Below are 15,802 nucleotides of genomic sequence, written 5' to 3' on the forward strand. Positions count from 1 at the left end.
TTACAATTTAAATTTATAAGCAGCACCTATTTGAAAAACACCGTTTAAATTACTCCCTGGTTCTTCATATAAATCATCACTTCCAAGGAAATCTACACTGATGGTTCCTTGTTTATATCGTGCCTCAAGGGCTAAGCCAAAAGGAAATTCGTAACCTATACCACCCATGATCGCTACATCTACTGGTGATATTTCTTCATCAATATTAAAATTGGTAAAGTTGATGAAGTTATTTTTTAAGTTAATGTCCAAGCTCAAGCCTACTATAAAATGAAAACCATTTGGCGGAGTAACATAAAATTTATTAGGGATTCCTATGGTGAGATAGTTAATGTTGACATCTCCATAATCCAGAGAGTTGGATTCTCCCCCTTGGTTGGAGTATAAAATTTCTGGTTGAAGGGTGTAATAATCCGCGATAGGTATTTTTATAAATGCGCCAACATAAAGTCCTTTTTTATGCTCCAATGCCGTTTTGCTAATACTAGAGCTGTTCAACCCAAGCTTTATTCCAGGGCCCACTTGTGCGTACAGACACCCCGAAAATAATAAAAGAATAAGAAGTTTTAACTTTTGCATTAAAGCGCTTTAAAAGTGAGCTGTAAAGGTAAATTGTTGTGGGTTATTCGAATGGATTTCGCCAAATTGCCCTCCACATCGCTAAAAATGTGAGCTACTTTTTCTTTGCCATTTTTAGTCCTGCTTATGCTCTTTAATTGGTTTTGTCGAAAGTAAAAATAATGTTTTTTGTTTAGGAGCTGTGACTCATAAAGGGTTTGATGCCCTTTTTGGTAGCGCTGTGAGGTTTCTAATTTTTCGGTAACTAAGGCAGTTAGGTCTTGCTGTAGAATATTCAACAAAATTTTCCGGTCCATATCCTTTAGGATTTTATGAACCGTGAATCTTTGGTCTTTTATTGAAAAATCAAAAATAGTAGTGCCCATTTCCGTTGTAAAGACCATTCTATGACTTTTCTCTCCAATCTTTTTAACAATGAATAGACCGCCAAAGGAATTTCCAAATGCATCTATGTTCGCCTTGTAAACATAATCTTTTGAAGTGTCCGAAAAATAAGGGTTAATGATATTCTGCGTTGAGGCAGTAACCTGCGTGAACTGTTGTTTTTTAGGGTAGGAAGCACAAGCGGTGAAGAGGATAAACAGAATACTACTGGCTAAAATCCGCATCTGATAAGGGTTGATTGGTAGTTCTATTAGAAAAGACAATTTGGGTATAATCCCCGGAGGGCTCTATCATTTTCACTTCTTGCACATTACCTTTTTTGCTAAACCAAATGTGAAAGGCATGAATGAATTCTGATAATTGGGGGTCTTTGGGTAGAAAGTGGACAAGGTCATTATCATCATCCTTAAAAAATTTCATATCAAATTCATTGGCATTGAACATATCACCTCTTATGCTACTGGCAATAAGGTTGTTGAGACGTTCAAACAATTTGTTCCCGCCTACATCCAAATTACTCTTGTTGCCATCATCATTAATATAAACGGTCTGGTTCTTGAAAATTATTGAATAAGTGTAGGGTTGTGTGTATTCCCATTTTACTTGGCCTGGTTCTTTAAATGTTAACTTTCCCTTGGATTCAATATCGTTGGCTAGAAAGTCTATATGCTTATATTGGGTAAAATCACTCTTTATGGTCTGAGTTTTCCCAGCCAAGGATTTTACCTTGTTCTTTAGATTATTGGCTTCTGTAACACTCATTGGGCTTTGGGTTATTCCGTAAAAGGAAAAGCAAAGGCACAAATAGAAAAGGTAGCTTTTGATATTATTTACCGTATTGTTAGTCTTGAACATAGGCATTGATTCCTAGCAATTGATCCACAGGAACAGATTGCAGATTTTTCTGCTGTAAAAATACCAATAACCGTTCCAAAACAGCTACTGATTTATCGCTTGTATCATGGAGTAAAATTACATCGCCCTTTTTTACTTTAGAAGTGATTCTTTTTAGGACCATGTTTTCAGTACGAGGCGTAGTATCCAATGAACGTACATTCCAGCCAATGGAGACAACTTTTAGCTTTTTTACCACTTTTTCAATAGATGGGTTGGTGACCCCAAACGCTGGTCTGTACATATTCATTGTGAGACCGCTTATTTCTTTAATGGTATCCTTGGCTTTTTGCAGTTCTTGTTCTACTTCTGTAACCCCATAGAAACCAAAAGAACGGGAATGGCTATACGTATGGTTGCCAACGGTATGGCCTTCCGAAATAATTCTTCTTAATATTTCCGGGTGTTTTTCAACCTTGTGGGCAATACAGAAAAAGGTAGCCTTGGCCTCATACTTTTTTAATAGGTCTAGCATCCTTGGGGTGAAGCTAGGATCAGGGCCATCATCAAATGTAATGGACACCCAATTTTTATCTATGTTTTTATTAAAGGAGATAGAGGTAAGGTGAAAATTCCAACGAACAAAAAAGGAACCGCACAGGGTAATTAAAAACCAGGTTAAAATTATGAACACATATGTATACCAAGGTACATGGTAGAAATAATCATAAACAATTAGGGCAATTAGAACCAAAGCCGTAGTTGGATACACTACCCTTCTTGTAAGCAGACCGCCTAACATTTCTTTAGTAAAAGTAAACTGTGGTTTTCCCCTCTATATTGGTTATAGATTAAGATGGATTTTGGACTAGGAATTTCATGTTTACCCCTCAAAACAGCACTAGGTACCAAACTTCCTTTTAAAATTTTGTTGGCTAACCAAAATCCAAAGCCATTAGCGGTATCATACTCTCCACTTAAATGTTTGAAGTAGGCTTTTGGGTGACTTGCAAAAGTACCTTCATCCAGAGTTTGGTAATACGTATCAAATTCCACATCGCCATTATTCCCCAATATTAGCAAATCTATATCTTCCGGGTCTAAAGAATTATCGTTTAGAAAATGAATAATTTCCGTTTCTACCGCTTCGATTTGTAGGGTATTAAAGGTTTTTATACCCAATAATTCGGCATAACTTCCTTCATTTTTCTTATTGGATAGCACAAAAAAATGGGCGCCTTCAGAAAAAATAGCCCCTTTAGTCTGGCTTTTAAGTACATTGGAAGTTTCGGTTGGCTCTTCTTTTATATGACCAATAAGGTGATGTGTATTTACATGATGGTCTACCAATTCATCAACCGCACCCACGAGTATGGTCTGTGCCTCGTCTTCTTCTAATTGTAATTTTGCATCCAATAGCGATGATTCCAATGAAATGGAAGAGTGTACGTAGGTGAAATTGTGTCCTTTACAACCCATTCCCAATGCAATTTGCCCTGCTACGGTATTATGGGATGATTGGATGAAGCGGGTAGGGGTCAAAAACTGCTCATCGTTATCAATGATGTCCTTGACAAACTTTTCTGAGTCACCAATACAACCCAGGCCGGTACCTACAATAATCGCATCTATCTCACTTTCTTCTATACTGGCTTCGGTGAGTGCGTTTTTTGCACTTACCGTACTCATTTTAATACCTTTTGCCATGCGTCTGGCCGCCGCGGGAGGTATGTATTCTTTGTAATTGGGGTCAATTACGCGAATGGTGGTGTCATTATACGTAATAATATCCTCTAAAAAAGAGGAATTGTCAAATGTTTTCTGCGCCGAAACGGAGCCTACACTTTGTATGTACACCGATTTTTTCATGCCTCTTTAGAAAAAATTAAGGTGGAACAGTTGCCGCCAAAGCCAAAAGAATTGGAAAGTACCGTTTGTATAGGCTTTTCTTTTATTTCGGTTATGGGCGTTAGGTCAAACTCCTTCATGGGGGTTTGAAAGTTCAGGTTGGGGAAAATAAGGTTGTTTTGTAGTGCCAAAACCGAATATACAGCTTCAACGCCTCCTGCAGCTGCCAACGTATGTCCGGTAAATGACTTAGTTGAACTAAATTCCGGTACCCTATCCTTAAAAATACGCAATAAGGCCCTGCCTTCGGAAAGGTCGTTATTGGGTGTCGCCGTTCCGTGGGCGTTCACATAATCAATAGTCTTAGGTGAAAGTCCAGCCACTTTTAAGGCTTTTTCCATGGCTAAAACCGCGCCATCCCCATTTTCTGAGGAAGCGGTTTGGTGGTAGGCATCATTGGCATTGCCATACCCTTTAACATAACCCAAAACCTTTTTCCGATGTTTTTGAACCATACCATCCGACTCCAAAACCAAGTAAGCGGCAGCTTCCCCCAAATTTAATCCCTTTCTATTATCATCAAAAGGTGTACTGTAGGTGTCGGATAAAATCATCAACGTCTTAAAACCGTTGATAGTGAATTTAGAAAGGCTATCCGTTCCCCCCACAATAACACGGTCCAATTGTCCGGATTTTATCATTCTTGCGCCTAGCATGATGGCATTGGCGGCAGAAGAACAAGCCGTGCTAATGGTAGTGACAAAGCCTTTTTCAAGACCTAGATATTTCGCTATTTTATTGGTGGAGTCCCCGGCGTGCAGCCCGGTAATATGTTGTCTTATTCCAGGATTTTTCTCGTAGTCATAGAAATACTGTTCAGACTTGTCCATACCGCCCACAGTGGTGCCGGAAATGAAACCTGTACTTACTTCGTTGATATCAGTGATTCCTGCACTTTCAAGCGCTTCTTTTGCTGCTATAGAACCAATAAGGACGGTACGTGACCATTGATTGGCCTCAATTCCTAGCTGTTTTTCCAAAACAGGATTGCTATCTTCAATTTCCCCCACCATAATCTCATCCTCGTGGATGGTCTTAATTTGAGTAATTTTGGAGATGCCAATTTTATTAGAAGTAAGCGACCGCAGGTTTTCCTGCACATTGTTGCCAATGGCGGAAATAATACCCATTCCGGTTATTGCTACCCCTCTACCCATTATTTTGTACGGAACTTTTAAGCCGTGAAAGTTTTTATCTGCTCCTATTGGCTTCAATATAAGCGGCCATGGTTTGAACCGATTCAAAAATTTTCCTTCCCTCCTTTGGGTCGGCCAATTTAATCCCGTAATCCTTATCCAACATTACGATCAATTCCAGGGCATCTATAGAATCTAGCCCCAAACCTTCGCCAAAGAGCGGGTCATTATCCTGAATTTCATCTACGGCAACGTCTTCAAGGTTTAATTGCTCTATGATTTTCTCCTTCAGCTCTTGTTTTAACTCACTCATTGGTAAAATATAATCTAGTTATTTCTTCTTTTGTATGATTGAGGTTTCCGTTAGCGGAAACCACATATAAAAACGCTTCGTAAGAGTCTTCATCTACATCTACCCATCCACATAAAACGGAATCTGCCTTTTTATTCTGTAAAAGACTATTGGTATATTCCCATAAATAGTCCGCATTAAATGCGTCAAAGATAAAAAAACTATTTTCAGAATACAGTTTATGCCTAATGCTAATTTCACCCATGCAAATGTTGGGCAAGGTGTAAACAAAAACGGCGGGACTGGGAAAATAATTGTCAAGGTCCTCTATGGATTTTTGATACTTTCTATCGGTATCTAAACTGGCGCTTTTGTTGGCCAGAACTATGGCCGTATTTTCTTGAAACAGATTGTTTTCCTTTAGGTTGTTGAGAAGTACATCGGCACAAAGAAAACCTAGTTTGCTAAGTCTGTCCATTTTAAAGAATTTAGAGTAATCCGTTTGAAAATGTTGATAAGCGAGTTTCAAAAATTCATTAAGCGTACCAGAGTCTTCTGAAAACAGGAGTTCCCCATTTTTTAGAACGGTGTTGTCCTTTATACGGCAATAGCCTTGTATGAAATTATTATTGTTCAAGAAAAGTTTAGTTCTTTTTGCAGACCAACATGGTATGAAATTCACCAATGGCCAAGTCTTCTTTAAGTGTTAGGCCGGCCTTATAAATTAAATCTATAAACTCTACAGCTTTGTACATTTTGCTATTTCCGTTAGCCATTGCGGTAAAGTATAATGAAGTGGCTTCCAATGTAAAACGGGCATTCGCAAATTTTTGCCTGTCAGTAAATGTTTCTATGATAATAAGCTCTGTATCATCATCCATAGAATTTACACAGGTTTTCAAAATCTTAAGTATTTCTTCTTTGGAAAAGCAGTCTAAGAATTGACTCATCCAAATGGTATCCGCCCCTGCGGGGATGGTTGGGTTTGATGACAGCCAGTCAATTTCCTGTCCTGAAACCCTGTTTTCCAATCCGCTATTTTTGGTATTGGCCAATGCTTTTTTCAATTGTCCGGGCAAATCGAAAATTTTTATGTGCACCTCCGGGTTGTAATTAGCGCAAATAACAGCAAATTTACCGGTGTTCCCGCCAATATCGAAAAGAGTTTTCGGTTTATGTCTAAAAACCAAGGGTAGGGCTTCGCCAAAAATCTCATCGGAATAAAAATGATCAAAGGCGAACCAAGATTTCTGCACTTTTTCCGGTAATTGGGAAAGGCCTTCATATACGGTACGCCAATTACCTAATTCCTTTAAGCCGGCAGGTTTACCCGTTTCTATGGCTTCCGGAAGATGGTAGAGTCCTTGGTAGCAAACGTCTTGGGTGAAATTTAGATTGGCCTCGGTCATTTTGTTATAATTCAGGAAATACCCAATTTTAGTGAGGTCATAATTTCCGTTATTGTCTTGAGAAACAATATCCGAGCTTTCTGCAACTTCAAGCAAAACACTTAAGCCATATTCCGTTAAATTCAACGCCTTCGCAAGATTTTCTAGGGAGGTCTTCCCGTCTCTTGAATGCTCAAAAATATAGTCCAGAACACCTAGTTTCCTTAAAGAGACCGTAGTTTGAAATATAAAGGGGGCAAAAGCAATCTTTTGGGCTTCTTCAAGCGCTTTGATAGCCTTAATGGGTTTTTTGGCCATTATATGTAATAATCTATTGAAGGGTAAATTTAGGCATTGAGACTCAAATAGAAAACATATGTTAAATTTTTAGAAGCCTATGCAGCACTATATCTTTTTAAAGATAGCTGCGGTGTTGGAACCTCCAAATCCTGATGCGGTCTTTAGAAATATGTTGAGGGGTGTTTTTTTTGGTTTCTGAATGATGTTCAATGGATGCGAAACTCCTAATTCCCGGAATCCTAAGGAGGAAAAAAGGGTGTCTCTTTTAAGAGAATGCATTCCTATAATAGTTTCCAAAAGTCCCGAAGCGCCAAGGGTGTGCCCAAAATATCCTTTTAAACTGTTAATGGGTGTTTCTTGCATACCACAACGATTGAAGGCTATGGATTCCATTTCATCGTTGTATTGGGTGGCCGTACCGTGTGCGGATATGTAGTCTATTTCACTGTATTTTAGCTTAGCTTCTTTAAGAGCGGATTCAATACTACGGTAAAGACCTTCTCCTGTTCTAGAGGGACCAGAAATGTGATTGGCATCGTTACAGGAAGCATCCCCTACTATTTCTACAGATTCCTCAACAGCCAACGAACGGTCTTTGGTTACCAACGCACTGGTAGCCACCTCTCCAATGTTGATTCCTGTCCTGGTCTTGCAATACGGTCTGCAGGGTTCGTCACTCAAGGCTTGAAAAGCATTGAAGCCAGAAATGATGAATTTTGTCACCAAGTCTCCGGCAACTACAAAAATGTGGTCAAATTTTTGCCCTTTTATCAATCTCTTCGCAATGGATAAGGCCAATACTCCAGAAACACAAGCGTTGGATACCACTATTGGTTCTGTTGTAAAACCGAAAAAATTTCCGATTTCTAACGCTAATTTACTTAGATACGCCCTTTCATGTGAAAAAGGGTTTTTCTTGTCAAGTACGTCTATATTTCCTTTTGTAGTGGATATGATCAACCCTACACGCCCGCTCAATTTTATATTTGCTTTTTGGATGGTATCAGATAAACTAACAAGCATCATTTGCTCCAAACGTGTGTGGTGAGCGGAAGGAACGATTTTTTGGTAGGCTTCTTTTAGCTTTTCTGGGTCCACCATGGAGCTGATAAACGGTCTATCAAGAGTCTTATAATCGGTAACGGTGCACAGACCTGTTTTTTGTTGGGCAATTTGTTCCACCACCTCTTGGCTGTTGAAACCTAGAGAGGAAATGATATTATTGTATGAGATAATGGGATTACTCATCCAACAGACCAACTTTTATTTTCCATTCCCTAAAAAAATCGGGTAGGGTAAGGGAAAGTTCCCCGCCCAACTCAACAAAAACCTGTACGGTTTCACCTATACACACCACTTTTTCCGATGGGTTCAACAATTCATATTTAAATATCATCTTGGCAGCGGCAGAATCAATATAGGTTGTTTTAATTTTTGCGATATCCCCATATTCCAAGGGAAGTTTATGTTCACATTTTGAGGAAACTATGGGGGTTGAAAAATTATGGCTTTTTTGATTTAAGTAAGAAATGCCATGATGCCTTCCAAAGGCTTCCCTACCATCTTCAAAATATTGAATATAGTTACCATGCCATACAATGCCCAAGGGGTCGCATTCTGAAAATCGAACCCGTACCTCGGACGTGAAACTTAAGTCTGGAGCTTTCTTAGACGGCAATTTGTCTCTCATTGTAAAATATGGCTATTCCTGTGGTTATAAGAAAGAACAAAAATAACAAAGCGATTTCGGGAAGCAACTCCAATATTCCAACATTTCTTAGGAATACATCATAAAAAGCGCTCAAACCCCAATTCATAGGAGATATATTCGATAAGGCCTGCATGAATTTTGGCATGGCAAAAACGGGCACCCACACGCCACCCAAAGCGGCCAAAATAACCACAAAGGTTGCCCCAAATGGAGCCGATTGTTCTTGAGATTTAGCAATTGTGCCCAACAAAAGACCTAGTCCTACCGCTGCCAGGCCGGCAAAAAACGCAACAAAAAACAACATGGGCAGTTTTCCGGCAACGGTTAATTCGGGAAGGCCCAAGATAGGGAACAGGAAAACGCCCACTAGTAACATGAGGGCAAATTGTATGAGGGCCACTGCTAAAAAAACAATTGTTTTTCCTCCCAGAACCGTTCCGTAGGAAACCGGATTGGTACGCAATCGAACAAAAGTGCCCAAGTTTTTTTCCTTTACCATGTTTATGGAAAGGGGCAGGATAATGAAAAAGATGGCAAACAAGGTCCAAGCCGGGATATTGTGTTGTGTAGAATTTGGGATGGCGGATTTATCAGGAACATCGCCGGGAGCAATTTCAGAAAAAGTAATAAAAGGTTGGGTGTCAAATATTTCCTCTGTAGGGTCATCTGTAAGTTCTTCTTGGAACGCCTTATAGATAGATTCCGTTTCTATTTTGGATACCATCTGGTTGATGCCGCTCTTGATAGAGTTTCTAAAAGAAAGCTGGGTAGCCGGATCAAAATATAACTTTACTTCTTTCTTACTATTTGTGGACGTTTGAGGGTCTTCCGCATCATTTCCATTGAATTTGCTAAGGATACCCTCCACATTTTCTTGTACTTTATGATTTAAGGCAGACGAAAGCTTTTTGGGAATTACTATGGCCAATTGATAATCACCGTTTTGAACGAGTTGCTGCGCCTTTCTTTCGTTTTCTTGCGGTACAATTTCAAACTGTTGGGCCGCAGCCATATTTTCCCTGATTTGTTCGGATACACTTCCCTTATCGTTGTCAACTAATAAAATGGGGATTTTTGATTCCTTCAGAGTTTTGAACGTACCGTCTTGAATGGTTGTAATGGTAATCACCAAAAGCAACGGCATTAAAAATAAAATAGCCAACCCCCCAAAATCCCTGGTGAGCAATAAGAACTCTTTTGTTGCGGAAGCCAAAAGTTTATGCATAATCCCTTAAAGCTTTTCCTGTTCTTGCTAAAAATACTTCTTCTAAATTTTTGGCTTCCGGTTCATTCCTGATCAATTCTTCCGGTTTCCCCTTGCATATAATAGTACCAAGGTCTATTATGGCAATTCTAGAACAAAATTCTTCCGCTTCGTTTAAGTGGTGACTGGTGTAAAGGATGGTGGTGCCATTTTCGTTCAGTTCTTTCAAAAAGCTCATAATGGCGTTTTTAGACTGTACATCAACGCCTACGGTGGGTTCATCTAAAAAAAGGACTTTGGGTTTATGTAATATACCAGCAATGAGATTAATGCGCCTTTTCATACCTCCGGAAAAGGTTTGTATTTTTTTATGGGCGAAAGGCTTTAAGCCTAAAATTTCAAGATGTTCATTTATTTTTTGGGTTAGTTCCATGCCTTTTAACCCATACATACTCCCAAAATACTTGAGGTTTTCAAATGCCGTAAGTGTAGGGTAGAGGGCGTATTCTTGTGGGACAATACCAATCAATTGTTTTAATCGGGACATATGCCCTTGATAACTTAATCCGTCTATAGTGAACGACCCTGATGTGGGTTTCAGCAAGGAGCTCAACATGGAAATAAGGGTTGTTTTTCCTGCCCCATTGGGTCCCAAAATTCCAAATACCTCTCCTTCATCGATAACCAGGTCCAAATTGTGAACCGAAAACCTTTCGGCATTCTTGTATTTTTTTGAAAGCTGGTTTATTTGAATCATACGGCTTTTCGTAGGGCTTTAAAAAAGGCCTCTTCTCTTTGGGCAATGGACATTAATTGATCGGAAATGGAATCATAGTTCTCTAATTGGCCACTCCTGTTCTTGTAGATCCGGGATGCTTCCAATGCAAAATCACGCCAAGCATCCCCAATTTGAGTCATTTCCTTGGAAAAATCCTTTAATTTTTCATTTCTAAGTACATCACTGGCTTCCTGCAGAAAGGCAGCATAAATATATCTGAATCCACCACCGCCGGTACCAATTTCTTCTTGCATACGTACAATTTGCCCTAGATAATGGTTGGCTTTTTTTGTTCCGAGCTTTTTGGGCCATTTTTTTATGTTCTTGGCTACCCAGCGCATAGCCCTAACACCAACTATTGGGGCTGGGGCCAGCATATCCCTACATGTGTGCTTTATGCCCTTTATAATGGCGGTTTCCAATTCCAGTTTTTGCGGAAAGGAAATAGGATAATAGATATGGCCCTTTGGAGCGAAAGCCCCTTTGGCAAAGCGTACTTTTTCTAGTTGTTTTTCGGTTAATGTGGTTACATCTTCCATTACGGGGTCGCTAATAAGATAGTTACCGTTTTCTTTCCCATAGACCACCATGTTATGGGCGTTGAAATGAAAACGATACTCATCCGGAAAGTATATAAGATTATATACCCCAACTTGAAGCCCTACAGGATTGTTATCGCTTAAATTTTGGTCCAATCTTTCCTTGGCCTTTTTGGGGTCTTTAAACTTTTCCCTTTTTACTTTTACCCCAACTCGTTTGGCAAACCTATTAAAAACCAGACCAGGCATGACCCTATAGGTGAAAACAGGTGCGTAATTGACCTTTATGAATGGCAAATAACTAAATAGGAGTCCGGAGCCAATGCCAAATACCATGGGTTCGCTTACTTCAAAACCATTATGGCGCATAAGGTTGGAAACCACACCGTTTTCGCAATGTGCCGATTGCTTGTGGGTAAAGTCTATTTGCATTTATTGATCTTTAATGTGCTTTAGTTCTTCAATGCCAATCTCAAAAACATCAGCATATTTTTGGAGTGTTTTGGTAGATAATTTTTTAAAGACCGAAGGTTTAAAGTGACGTTTTACCCTCCACTGCCATAACCCTACATAACTTGCTAGAATGGGTACATCCATTTTATGGAGCTCCATGTAGTATTCAATAGGGCTGGTCTTCTTTTCAATTACACGTTGCTTGGCTTCCTCTACACGCTCTTCAATTTCCCTTATGGCATTGTCCAAAGCAATTGTTTTTGGTTCCCATCCGGTACTTAGTTCGGTAACATAATTGCCGTTTTCGTCAACTGCATACACCATGTCCTTAATGTTGGCTTTTTGAAGCTGACTTTTGTCCTGTGGTACCTCTTTCTTTTTCATAGTAGCGAAGTAAACAATATTTTAACTAAGCTTTTTGGGGGAATTTCAATGTGGCTATAACCGCCACACTATCTAAACTTCGTGTATTAAAAAATTAAAGGTACAATCTACGATTAAATCGTCATTTGTAAAAGTAGAGGAGGTAATCGTACATACACTCATGGTACCGGTGTCAAATCTGGAGATGAGTTTGGCCTTGGTGACCAACAACTCGTTTACCTTTGGAAGTTTTTTTATTTCAACTTTTTTAATGGCGCTAATGTAGCCAACAAGCTTATTGCCAGATCCTTCAAGATCTTCATCGTCAAAATAACTTTGGCCTACAATGGCAGTACTTGCTTGGGCAGCATTCTCAATAAGTCCCGCCTCGGCCAAATATCCTTTTGAATTGATGAAAATGCAGTCCTCGGTAATTTCGTAATGGGTAATTACGGAGTCCTCATCAAGATAGGGGGTTACCGTAGCCATTAGCATGGGTGGCCTATGGGGCAAAAAATTCTTTATATTGATATCGTACCTGGCCTTTTTCATCCTATTTGGCCAAGGCCGTTTTCATTTCACTGTTGGCTATTACCCTACCATCACATTCTACCTGTGCTTTTACCAAGGTTACATCCATAATATCATGAAGAATTTCAACAGTAGTTATCAACTTTTGTGATTTTCTAGGTAAATGGAAAATTTCTGCTTTCTTAATAGCTCCAATGTACCCTGTTGGTGCCGGCTTTTCTAGTAAGTAATATTTGTATCCTGTATGTAGGGCAACCGTTTGTGCCATATTTTCGATAAGTCCGGCAGCAGAGAAATAATCTTCTTGCGCTAAAATGTTGGTAGGACCTATGGTAAAGTTTGATACAATTTTTTTATCTGCATACTCAACCAAAGAATCTACCATAACAAAAGGTGATTTTTGGGGTATAAGCGATAATAAGAAATCTCCCGAGGCAATATGGTCGTTTGTTTCTGCCATTAGCAGACAGTTAAATAGGCATACATGTATGAAAACCTAGCACTCTCCGGAACATGGAAAAGAATTTTATCCCCCTTTTTTAATTGTCCGGAAGCTACCAGTTCCTCTAACATTACGTAAATGGATGCGGCTCCAATATTTCCTACTTGTTGAAGGTTCAAGAACCATTTCTCCCACGGCATTTCAATTCCCTGTTCCTTCATTTCGTCATAAAGGCCCTGCTTGAAGTAATAGGATGAAATATGTGGTAGGTAGTAATCTACGTCATCAGGACCAATACCGTGCTTTTCGTAGGTCATTTTTAAGCTGTGAACTCCTTTTTTAAGGATGTTGTCACCCAATAACCTTGTATCTTGTTTCATGGCGAACAATGACCTTTTTCCCCATTCTTCCGAAGGGAATTCACTCCAAGGGGTCAATTGGCCATTTTCTTCTTTTTCCGCACCGGCATACATGCAGGTTTCCATTTCAAAAGCATACGAATAACCGTCCATCCACTCGATTTTGAGTGGTTGCTTTCCTTTTGGTTCACTTTCCAACAACACCGCTCCTGATCCATCGGATAGCATCCATCTTAAAAACTCTTTGTTAAAAGCTAATATGGGACTCTCTTCCAGTTCCTTTAATTGTTCTACCTCATTCTGAAAAATTCGCTCTTTCATCCAAGAAGAGGTTCTTTCAGAGCCCGCACAGGCCGCATTTTTCGTTTCTCCAGCCTTAACGGATAGATAACCGTATTTAAGGGCGTTCATACCGGAACAACAGGCTCCAGAAGACGAGTTTATTTCCATGTTCCTATTTTTAAGGAAACCATGTACCATACTGGTGTGGGAAGGAAGCACTTGGTCAGGGCTAGAGGTGCCACAGGATAACAGTTCTATGTCTTGGACTGTAAATTCATCGTCACAAAGGCCTTCTACCGCTGCTGCGGCTAGTTGCGCATTGTTGTGAGTGGTCTTGCCCTCATCATCAATGGCGTAATATCTCGTTTTTATTTGATTGTTTCTTAGGACAATTCTTCTTGCCTTGGAAGCTTTCCCATCAATGACCCCCAGTTTTTCCTCCATTTGGTCATTGTCTACTGGTTTATTCGGTAAAAATTTGGAAATTCTGGTAATGTAAACGTCCTTCATCAATTATTCATTTAAAGCCACGGAGGAATAGTATTTTCTCTCCCTTCTCCTCTTGGCCGTCATAGGCAAATAAGTCAGCAAAAATACGATAAAAACTATAGGGGCTATGACCCATATGGCAAATAACAAATAATATTTGAACAAACCAATCCATTTTGTTCGTTTAGGATTTCCGGCTTTGCCCTTTTTAATAATCTGGTTCGCCCATTTAGAAAAGAGTACATTGCCACGTTCATCGGTTCTTACCAAATAGGGATTTACCCTTACCGCGTCTAAAGCCAATAACCGGTTCTGTAATTCATTGAACTTACCGGATAACAAAGCTTTTTTAATAGGGGTGCCAAATTTGGAGGCCCCTTCAATTTCCTCATCTGAAACCCCAGGCTTGGGAAATATTCCAAAAAGTCTATCCTTTTTTCCTTTCATCATCCAATGCTGAATGGTAATTACGCTTATATGGTTAATGTGGCGATCTACCAAAGCTATATGACCCGTTAACTGGGCTCCTGTTTTCTTTAGTAGTCGCTTAATCTTTTCTTGTGCCTGTATCCACATATTTCTGCAGGCTACAAGCGTTACTACTGGTGTATTTTTAAGTAGTTTCTTTGCGGATTCGGAATTTAAAAAGGAACTAATAGGACGGGAAGGGGTAAGGAACCAAACTTGGTAGCCTAGAATCACCAAATCATATTTCTTGCTCAAGATTTCTTCTGGCGGTTTTTCCAATTCTTGTGGTACCTGTAAAAATGATTCTGGAAACACCTCATAAAAATCCTCTGCTTTCCATGGAAAACCATATTCTTGAGATGGGGTGATTTTGTAGTAGGAGATATTTATTTCTTCGTCTTTTAGAGTGGTTTCAATATTTTTTAAAATATCTAAAAGCTGCCCTGTTTGGGAATAGTAGATGATCAGTACTTCTTTCATTCCTTATCTAGTTCGTTCCAAAAATCAAAAAAATTGAACCATTGTAGGGGGTATTTTTTAATGATCCACTCCATACTTTGCGTGTACTCATCTAACAGGCCTTGTGCATCCCTTGCTTTAAAATCTGCCTGTCTAGCGTAAAGACTATAATGTTTTCTGGTTTCCTTCATCACATACACAAACAATACGGGCATATTAAGTCTAGATGCTAAAAGGTAAGGCCCCAACGGAAACTCTGCTTCCTTTCCCAAGAGCTTACTGCTCATGGTTTTGGTTCCCGGTAGATACCTGTCTCCCGTAAACACCACTAAACCGCCTTTGTCCAGAGCCGAATGTATCTCAAAGATATGGCTCATATCTTCTTTTACCAAGATGAATTCAAGCTGGGATTTTACCACAATACTATCCATATAATCCAAGATGCTCTGTTGTTCATCCCTGGTGGTTACCATGCTTATCTTATTAATACTATAACGGTTTTCAAGAAAGTAATGTGCAATTTCAAAATTACCCACATGGCCACTCAATAAAATGCCTCCTTGGTTCTTTTTGAGAAGGTTATCTATATATTCAATTCCGTCATGGGTATAGGTAAACTTTTCCCGAAGACCAGTGGAAATTGCAACCCTGTCTATAAGAATTCTGCCAAGTGTGTAGTAGCTCTTATAAATGCTGAGAATACTTTTGGTTTTAGAGTAACCCAACCTAAATCTAAAATAGCGATAGATACAGCGAGAGCTTTTTGAGGAAAAGAAGAAATAGTAAAACGCTACAAACCTAAGTACAAAGTATGCAACCCCAATTCCTAAGTTTTTTAGTAGAAAGATAAATATCTTATAGCCTAGGAGATTGCCTCTAGATTGTCCTTCCCATTCTGCCATT

Annotated in this window: 20 protein-coding genes; all 20 read right to left on the reverse strand. The window is 39.4% G+C overall.

Annotated features, from left to right (window positions below; genetic code table 11):
- Positions 1-579, reverse strand: coding sequence for a porin family protein (locus IL355_RS04410; protein WP_192460958.1), 579 nt, complete (start codon positions 577-579; stop codon positions 1-3).
- Complete coding sequence (locus IL355_RS04415; RefSeq protein ID WP_192460959.1) at positions 579-1,187, reverse strand: hypothetical protein; 609 nt, start codon at positions 1,185-1,187, stop codon at positions 579-581. Before IL355_RS04415 ends, IL355_RS04410 begins: the two co-directional genes overlap by 1 nt.
- Entirely contained in the window at positions 1,168-1,725 is a 558-nt protein-coding gene (locus IL355_RS04420; RefSeq protein ID WP_192460960.1) for a LolA family protein, read from the reverse strand. The genes IL355_RS04415 and IL355_RS04420 overlap by 20 nt, the downstream gene beginning before the upstream one ends.
- A 79-nt stretch (positions 1,726-1,804) precedes the next feature.
- Positions 1,805-2,599 carry a polysaccharide deacetylase family protein gene (locus IL355_RS04425; protein ID WP_192460961.1) on the reverse strand — a complete coding sequence of 265 codons (795 nt, stop codon included), beginning with the start codon at positions 2,597-2,599 and terminating at the stop codon, positions 1,805-1,807.
- On the reverse strand, positions 2,593-3,666 hold the full coding sequence (locus tag IL355_RS04430) for a beta-ketoacyl synthase N-terminal-like domain-containing protein (protein ID WP_192460962.1): 1,074 nt from the start codon (positions 3,664-3,666) through the stop codon (positions 2,593-2,595). The genes IL355_RS04425 and IL355_RS04430 overlap by 7 nt, the downstream gene beginning before the upstream one ends.
- On the reverse strand, positions 3,663-4,862 hold the full coding sequence (locus IL355_RS04435; protein ID WP_192461347.1) for a beta-ketoacyl-[acyl-carrier-protein] synthase family protein: 1,200 nt from the start codon (positions 4,860-4,862) through the stop codon (positions 3,663-3,665). Before IL355_RS04435 ends, IL355_RS04430 begins: the two co-directional genes overlap by 4 nt.
- Before the next feature lie 34 nt (positions 4,863-4,896).
- Entirely contained in the window at positions 4,897-5,154 is a 258-nt protein-coding gene (locus tag IL355_RS04440) for a phosphopantetheine-binding protein (RefSeq protein ID WP_192460963.1), read from the reverse strand.
- Positions 5,147-5,770: a 3-oxoacyl-ACP synthase gene (locus IL355_RS04445; protein ID WP_192460964.1), complete on the reverse strand. Its 624-nt coding sequence runs from the start codon at positions 5,768-5,770 to the stop codon at positions 5,147-5,149. Before IL355_RS04445 ends, IL355_RS04440 begins: the two co-directional genes overlap by 8 nt.
- Before the next feature lie 7 nt (positions 5,771-5,777).
- Positions 5,778-6,839: a methyltransferase gene (locus IL355_RS04450; protein ID WP_192460965.1), complete on the reverse strand. Its 1,062-nt coding sequence runs from the start codon at positions 6,837-6,839 to the stop codon at positions 5,778-5,780.
- Between the two features lie 87 nt (positions 6,840-6,926).
- Positions 6,927-8,069, reverse strand: coding sequence for a beta-ketoacyl-[acyl-carrier-protein] synthase family protein (locus tag IL355_RS04455; RefSeq protein WP_192460966.1), 1,143 nt, complete (start codon positions 8,067-8,069; stop codon positions 6,927-6,929).
- The gene (locus IL355_RS04460) at positions 8,062-8,511 is read right to left on the reverse strand and encodes an acyl-CoA thioesterase (protein ID WP_192460967.1); all 450 of its coding nucleotides are present in this window, start codon (positions 8,509-8,511) and stop codon (positions 8,062-8,064) included. Before IL355_RS04460 ends, IL355_RS04455 begins: the two co-directional genes overlap by 8 nt.
- Positions 8,489-9,757 carry an ABC transporter permease gene (locus IL355_RS04465; protein WP_192460968.1) on the reverse strand — a complete coding sequence of 423 codons (1,269 nt, stop codon included), beginning with the start codon at positions 9,755-9,757 and terminating at the stop codon, positions 8,489-8,491. Before IL355_RS04465 ends, IL355_RS04460 begins: the two co-directional genes overlap by 23 nt.
- The gene (locus IL355_RS04470) at positions 9,750-10,493 is read right to left on the reverse strand and encodes an ABC transporter ATP-binding protein (RefSeq protein WP_192460969.1); all 744 of its coding nucleotides are present in this window, start codon (positions 10,491-10,493) and stop codon (positions 9,750-9,752) included. The genes IL355_RS04465 and IL355_RS04470 overlap by 8 nt, the downstream gene beginning before the upstream one ends.
- Positions 10,490-11,485, reverse strand: a complete 996-nt coding sequence (locus IL355_RS04475) for a BtrH N-terminal domain-containing protein (protein WP_192460970.1) — start codon at positions 11,483-11,485, stop codon at positions 10,490-10,492. The genes IL355_RS04470 and IL355_RS04475 overlap by 4 nt, the downstream gene beginning before the upstream one ends.
- On the reverse strand, positions 11,486-11,890 hold the full coding sequence (locus IL355_RS04480; protein WP_192460971.1) for a hypothetical protein: 405 nt from the start codon (positions 11,888-11,890) through the stop codon (positions 11,486-11,488).
- 72 nt (positions 11,891-11,962) lie between these two features.
- Positions 11,963-12,421 carry an ABC transporter permease gene (locus IL355_RS04485; RefSeq protein ID WP_187458242.1) on the reverse strand — a complete coding sequence of 153 codons (459 nt, stop codon included), beginning with the start codon at positions 12,419-12,421 and terminating at the stop codon, positions 11,963-11,965.
- Between the two features lies 1 nt (position 12,422).
- Complete coding sequence (locus IL355_RS04490) at positions 12,423-12,860, reverse strand: hypothetical protein (RefSeq protein ID WP_192460972.1); 438 nt, start codon at positions 12,858-12,860, stop codon at positions 12,423-12,425.
- Positions 12,860-13,993, reverse strand: a complete 1,134-nt coding sequence (locus tag IL355_RS04495) for a beta-ketoacyl-ACP synthase III (protein WP_192460973.1) — start codon at positions 13,991-13,993, stop codon at positions 12,860-12,862. Before IL355_RS04495 ends, IL355_RS04490 begins: the two co-directional genes overlap by 1 nt.
- 3 nt (positions 13,994-13,996) lie before the next feature.
- Complete coding sequence (locus IL355_RS04500; RefSeq protein WP_192460974.1) at positions 13,997-14,920, reverse strand: flavodoxin family protein; 924 nt, start codon at positions 14,918-14,920, stop codon at positions 13,997-13,999.
- Entirely contained in the window at positions 14,917-15,801 is an 885-nt protein-coding gene (locus IL355_RS04505) for an LpxL/LpxP family acyltransferase (RefSeq protein ID WP_192460975.1), read from the reverse strand. Before IL355_RS04505 ends, IL355_RS04500 begins: the two co-directional genes overlap by 4 nt.
- Between the last annotated feature and the right edge of the window lies 1 nt (position 15,802).

The organism is Euzebyella saccharophila, from assembly GCF_014855495.1.
Lineage (GTDB): Bacteria > Bacteroidota > Bacteroidia > Flavobacteriales > Flavobacteriaceae > Euzebyella > Euzebyella saccharophila.

What these genes read in the sequence shown, in the direction of transcription:
- IL355_RS04410 (WP_192460958.1), bottom strand. Translation starts at nt 579, where the DNA reads ATGCAAAAGTTAAAACTTCTTATTCTTTTATTATTTTCGGGGTGTCTG.
- IL355_RS04415 (WP_192460959.1), bottom strand. Translation starts at nt 1,187, where the DNA reads ATGCGGATTTTAGCCAGTAGTATTCTGTTTATCCTCTTCACCGCTTGT.
- IL355_RS04420 (WP_192460960.1), bottom strand. Translation starts at nt 1,725, where the DNA reads ATGAGTGTTACAGAAGCCAATAATCTAAAGAACAAGGTAAAATCCTTG.
- IL355_RS04425 (WP_192460961.1), bottom strand. Translation starts at nt 2,599, where the DNA reads ATGTTAGGCGGTCTGCTTACAAGAAGGGTAGTGTATCCAACTACGGCT.
- IL355_RS04430 (WP_192460962.1), bottom strand. Translation starts at nt 3,666, where the DNA reads ATGAAAAAATCGGTGTACATACAAAGTGTAGGCTCCGTTTCGGCGCAG.
- IL355_RS04435 (WP_192461347.1), bottom strand. Translation starts at nt 4,862, where the DNA reads ATGGGTAGAGGGGTAGCAATAACCGGAATGGGTATTATTTCCGCCATT.
- IL355_RS04440 (WP_192460963.1), bottom strand. Translation starts at nt 5,154, where the DNA reads ATGAGTGAGTTAAAACAAGAGCTGAAGGAGAAAATCATAGAGCAATTA.
- IL355_RS04450 (WP_192460965.1), bottom strand. Translation starts at nt 6,839, where the DNA reads ATGGCCAAAAAACCCATTAAGGCTATCAAAGCGCTTGAAGAAGCCCAA.
- IL355_RS04455 (WP_192460966.1), bottom strand. Translation starts at nt 8,069, where the DNA reads ATGAGTAATCCCATTATCTCATACAATAATATCATTTCCTCTCTAGGT.
- IL355_RS04460 (WP_192460967.1), bottom strand. Translation starts at nt 8,511, where the DNA reads ATGAGAGACAAATTGCCGTCTAAGAAAGCTCCAGACTTAAGTTTCACG.
- IL355_RS04465 (WP_192460968.1), bottom strand. Translation starts at nt 9,757, where the DNA reads ATGCATAAACTTTTGGCTTCCGCAACAAAAGAGTTCTTATTGCTCACC.
- IL355_RS04470 (WP_192460969.1), bottom strand. Translation starts at nt 10,493, where the DNA reads ATGATTCAAATAAACCAGCTTTCAAAAAAATACAAGAATGCCGAAAGG.
- IL355_RS04475 (WP_192460970.1), bottom strand. Translation starts at nt 11,485, where the DNA reads ATGCAAATAGACTTTACCCACAAGCAATCGGCACATTGCGAAAACGGT.
- IL355_RS04480 (WP_192460971.1), bottom strand. Translation starts at nt 11,890, where the DNA reads ATGAAAAAGAAAGAGGTACCACAGGACAAAAGTCAGCTTCAAAAAGCC.
- IL355_RS04485 (WP_187458242.1), bottom strand. Translation starts at nt 12,421, where the DNA reads ATGAAAAAGGCCAGGTACGATATCAATATAAAGAATTTTTTGCCCCAT.
- IL355_RS04490 (WP_192460972.1), bottom strand. Translation starts at nt 12,860, where the DNA reads ATGGCAGAAACAAACGACCATATTGCCTCGGGAGATTTCTTATTATCG.
- IL355_RS04495 (WP_192460973.1), bottom strand. Translation starts at nt 13,993, where the DNA reads ATGAAGGACGTTTACATTACCAGAATTTCCAAATTTTTACCGAATAAA.
- IL355_RS04500 (WP_192460974.1), bottom strand. Translation starts at nt 14,920, where the DNA reads ATGAAAGAAGTACTGATCATCTACTATTCCCAAACAGGGCAGCTTTTA.
- IL355_RS04505 (WP_192460975.1), bottom strand. Translation starts at nt 15,801, where the DNA reads ATGGCAGAATGGGAAGGACAATCTAGAGGCAATCTCCTAGGCTATAAG.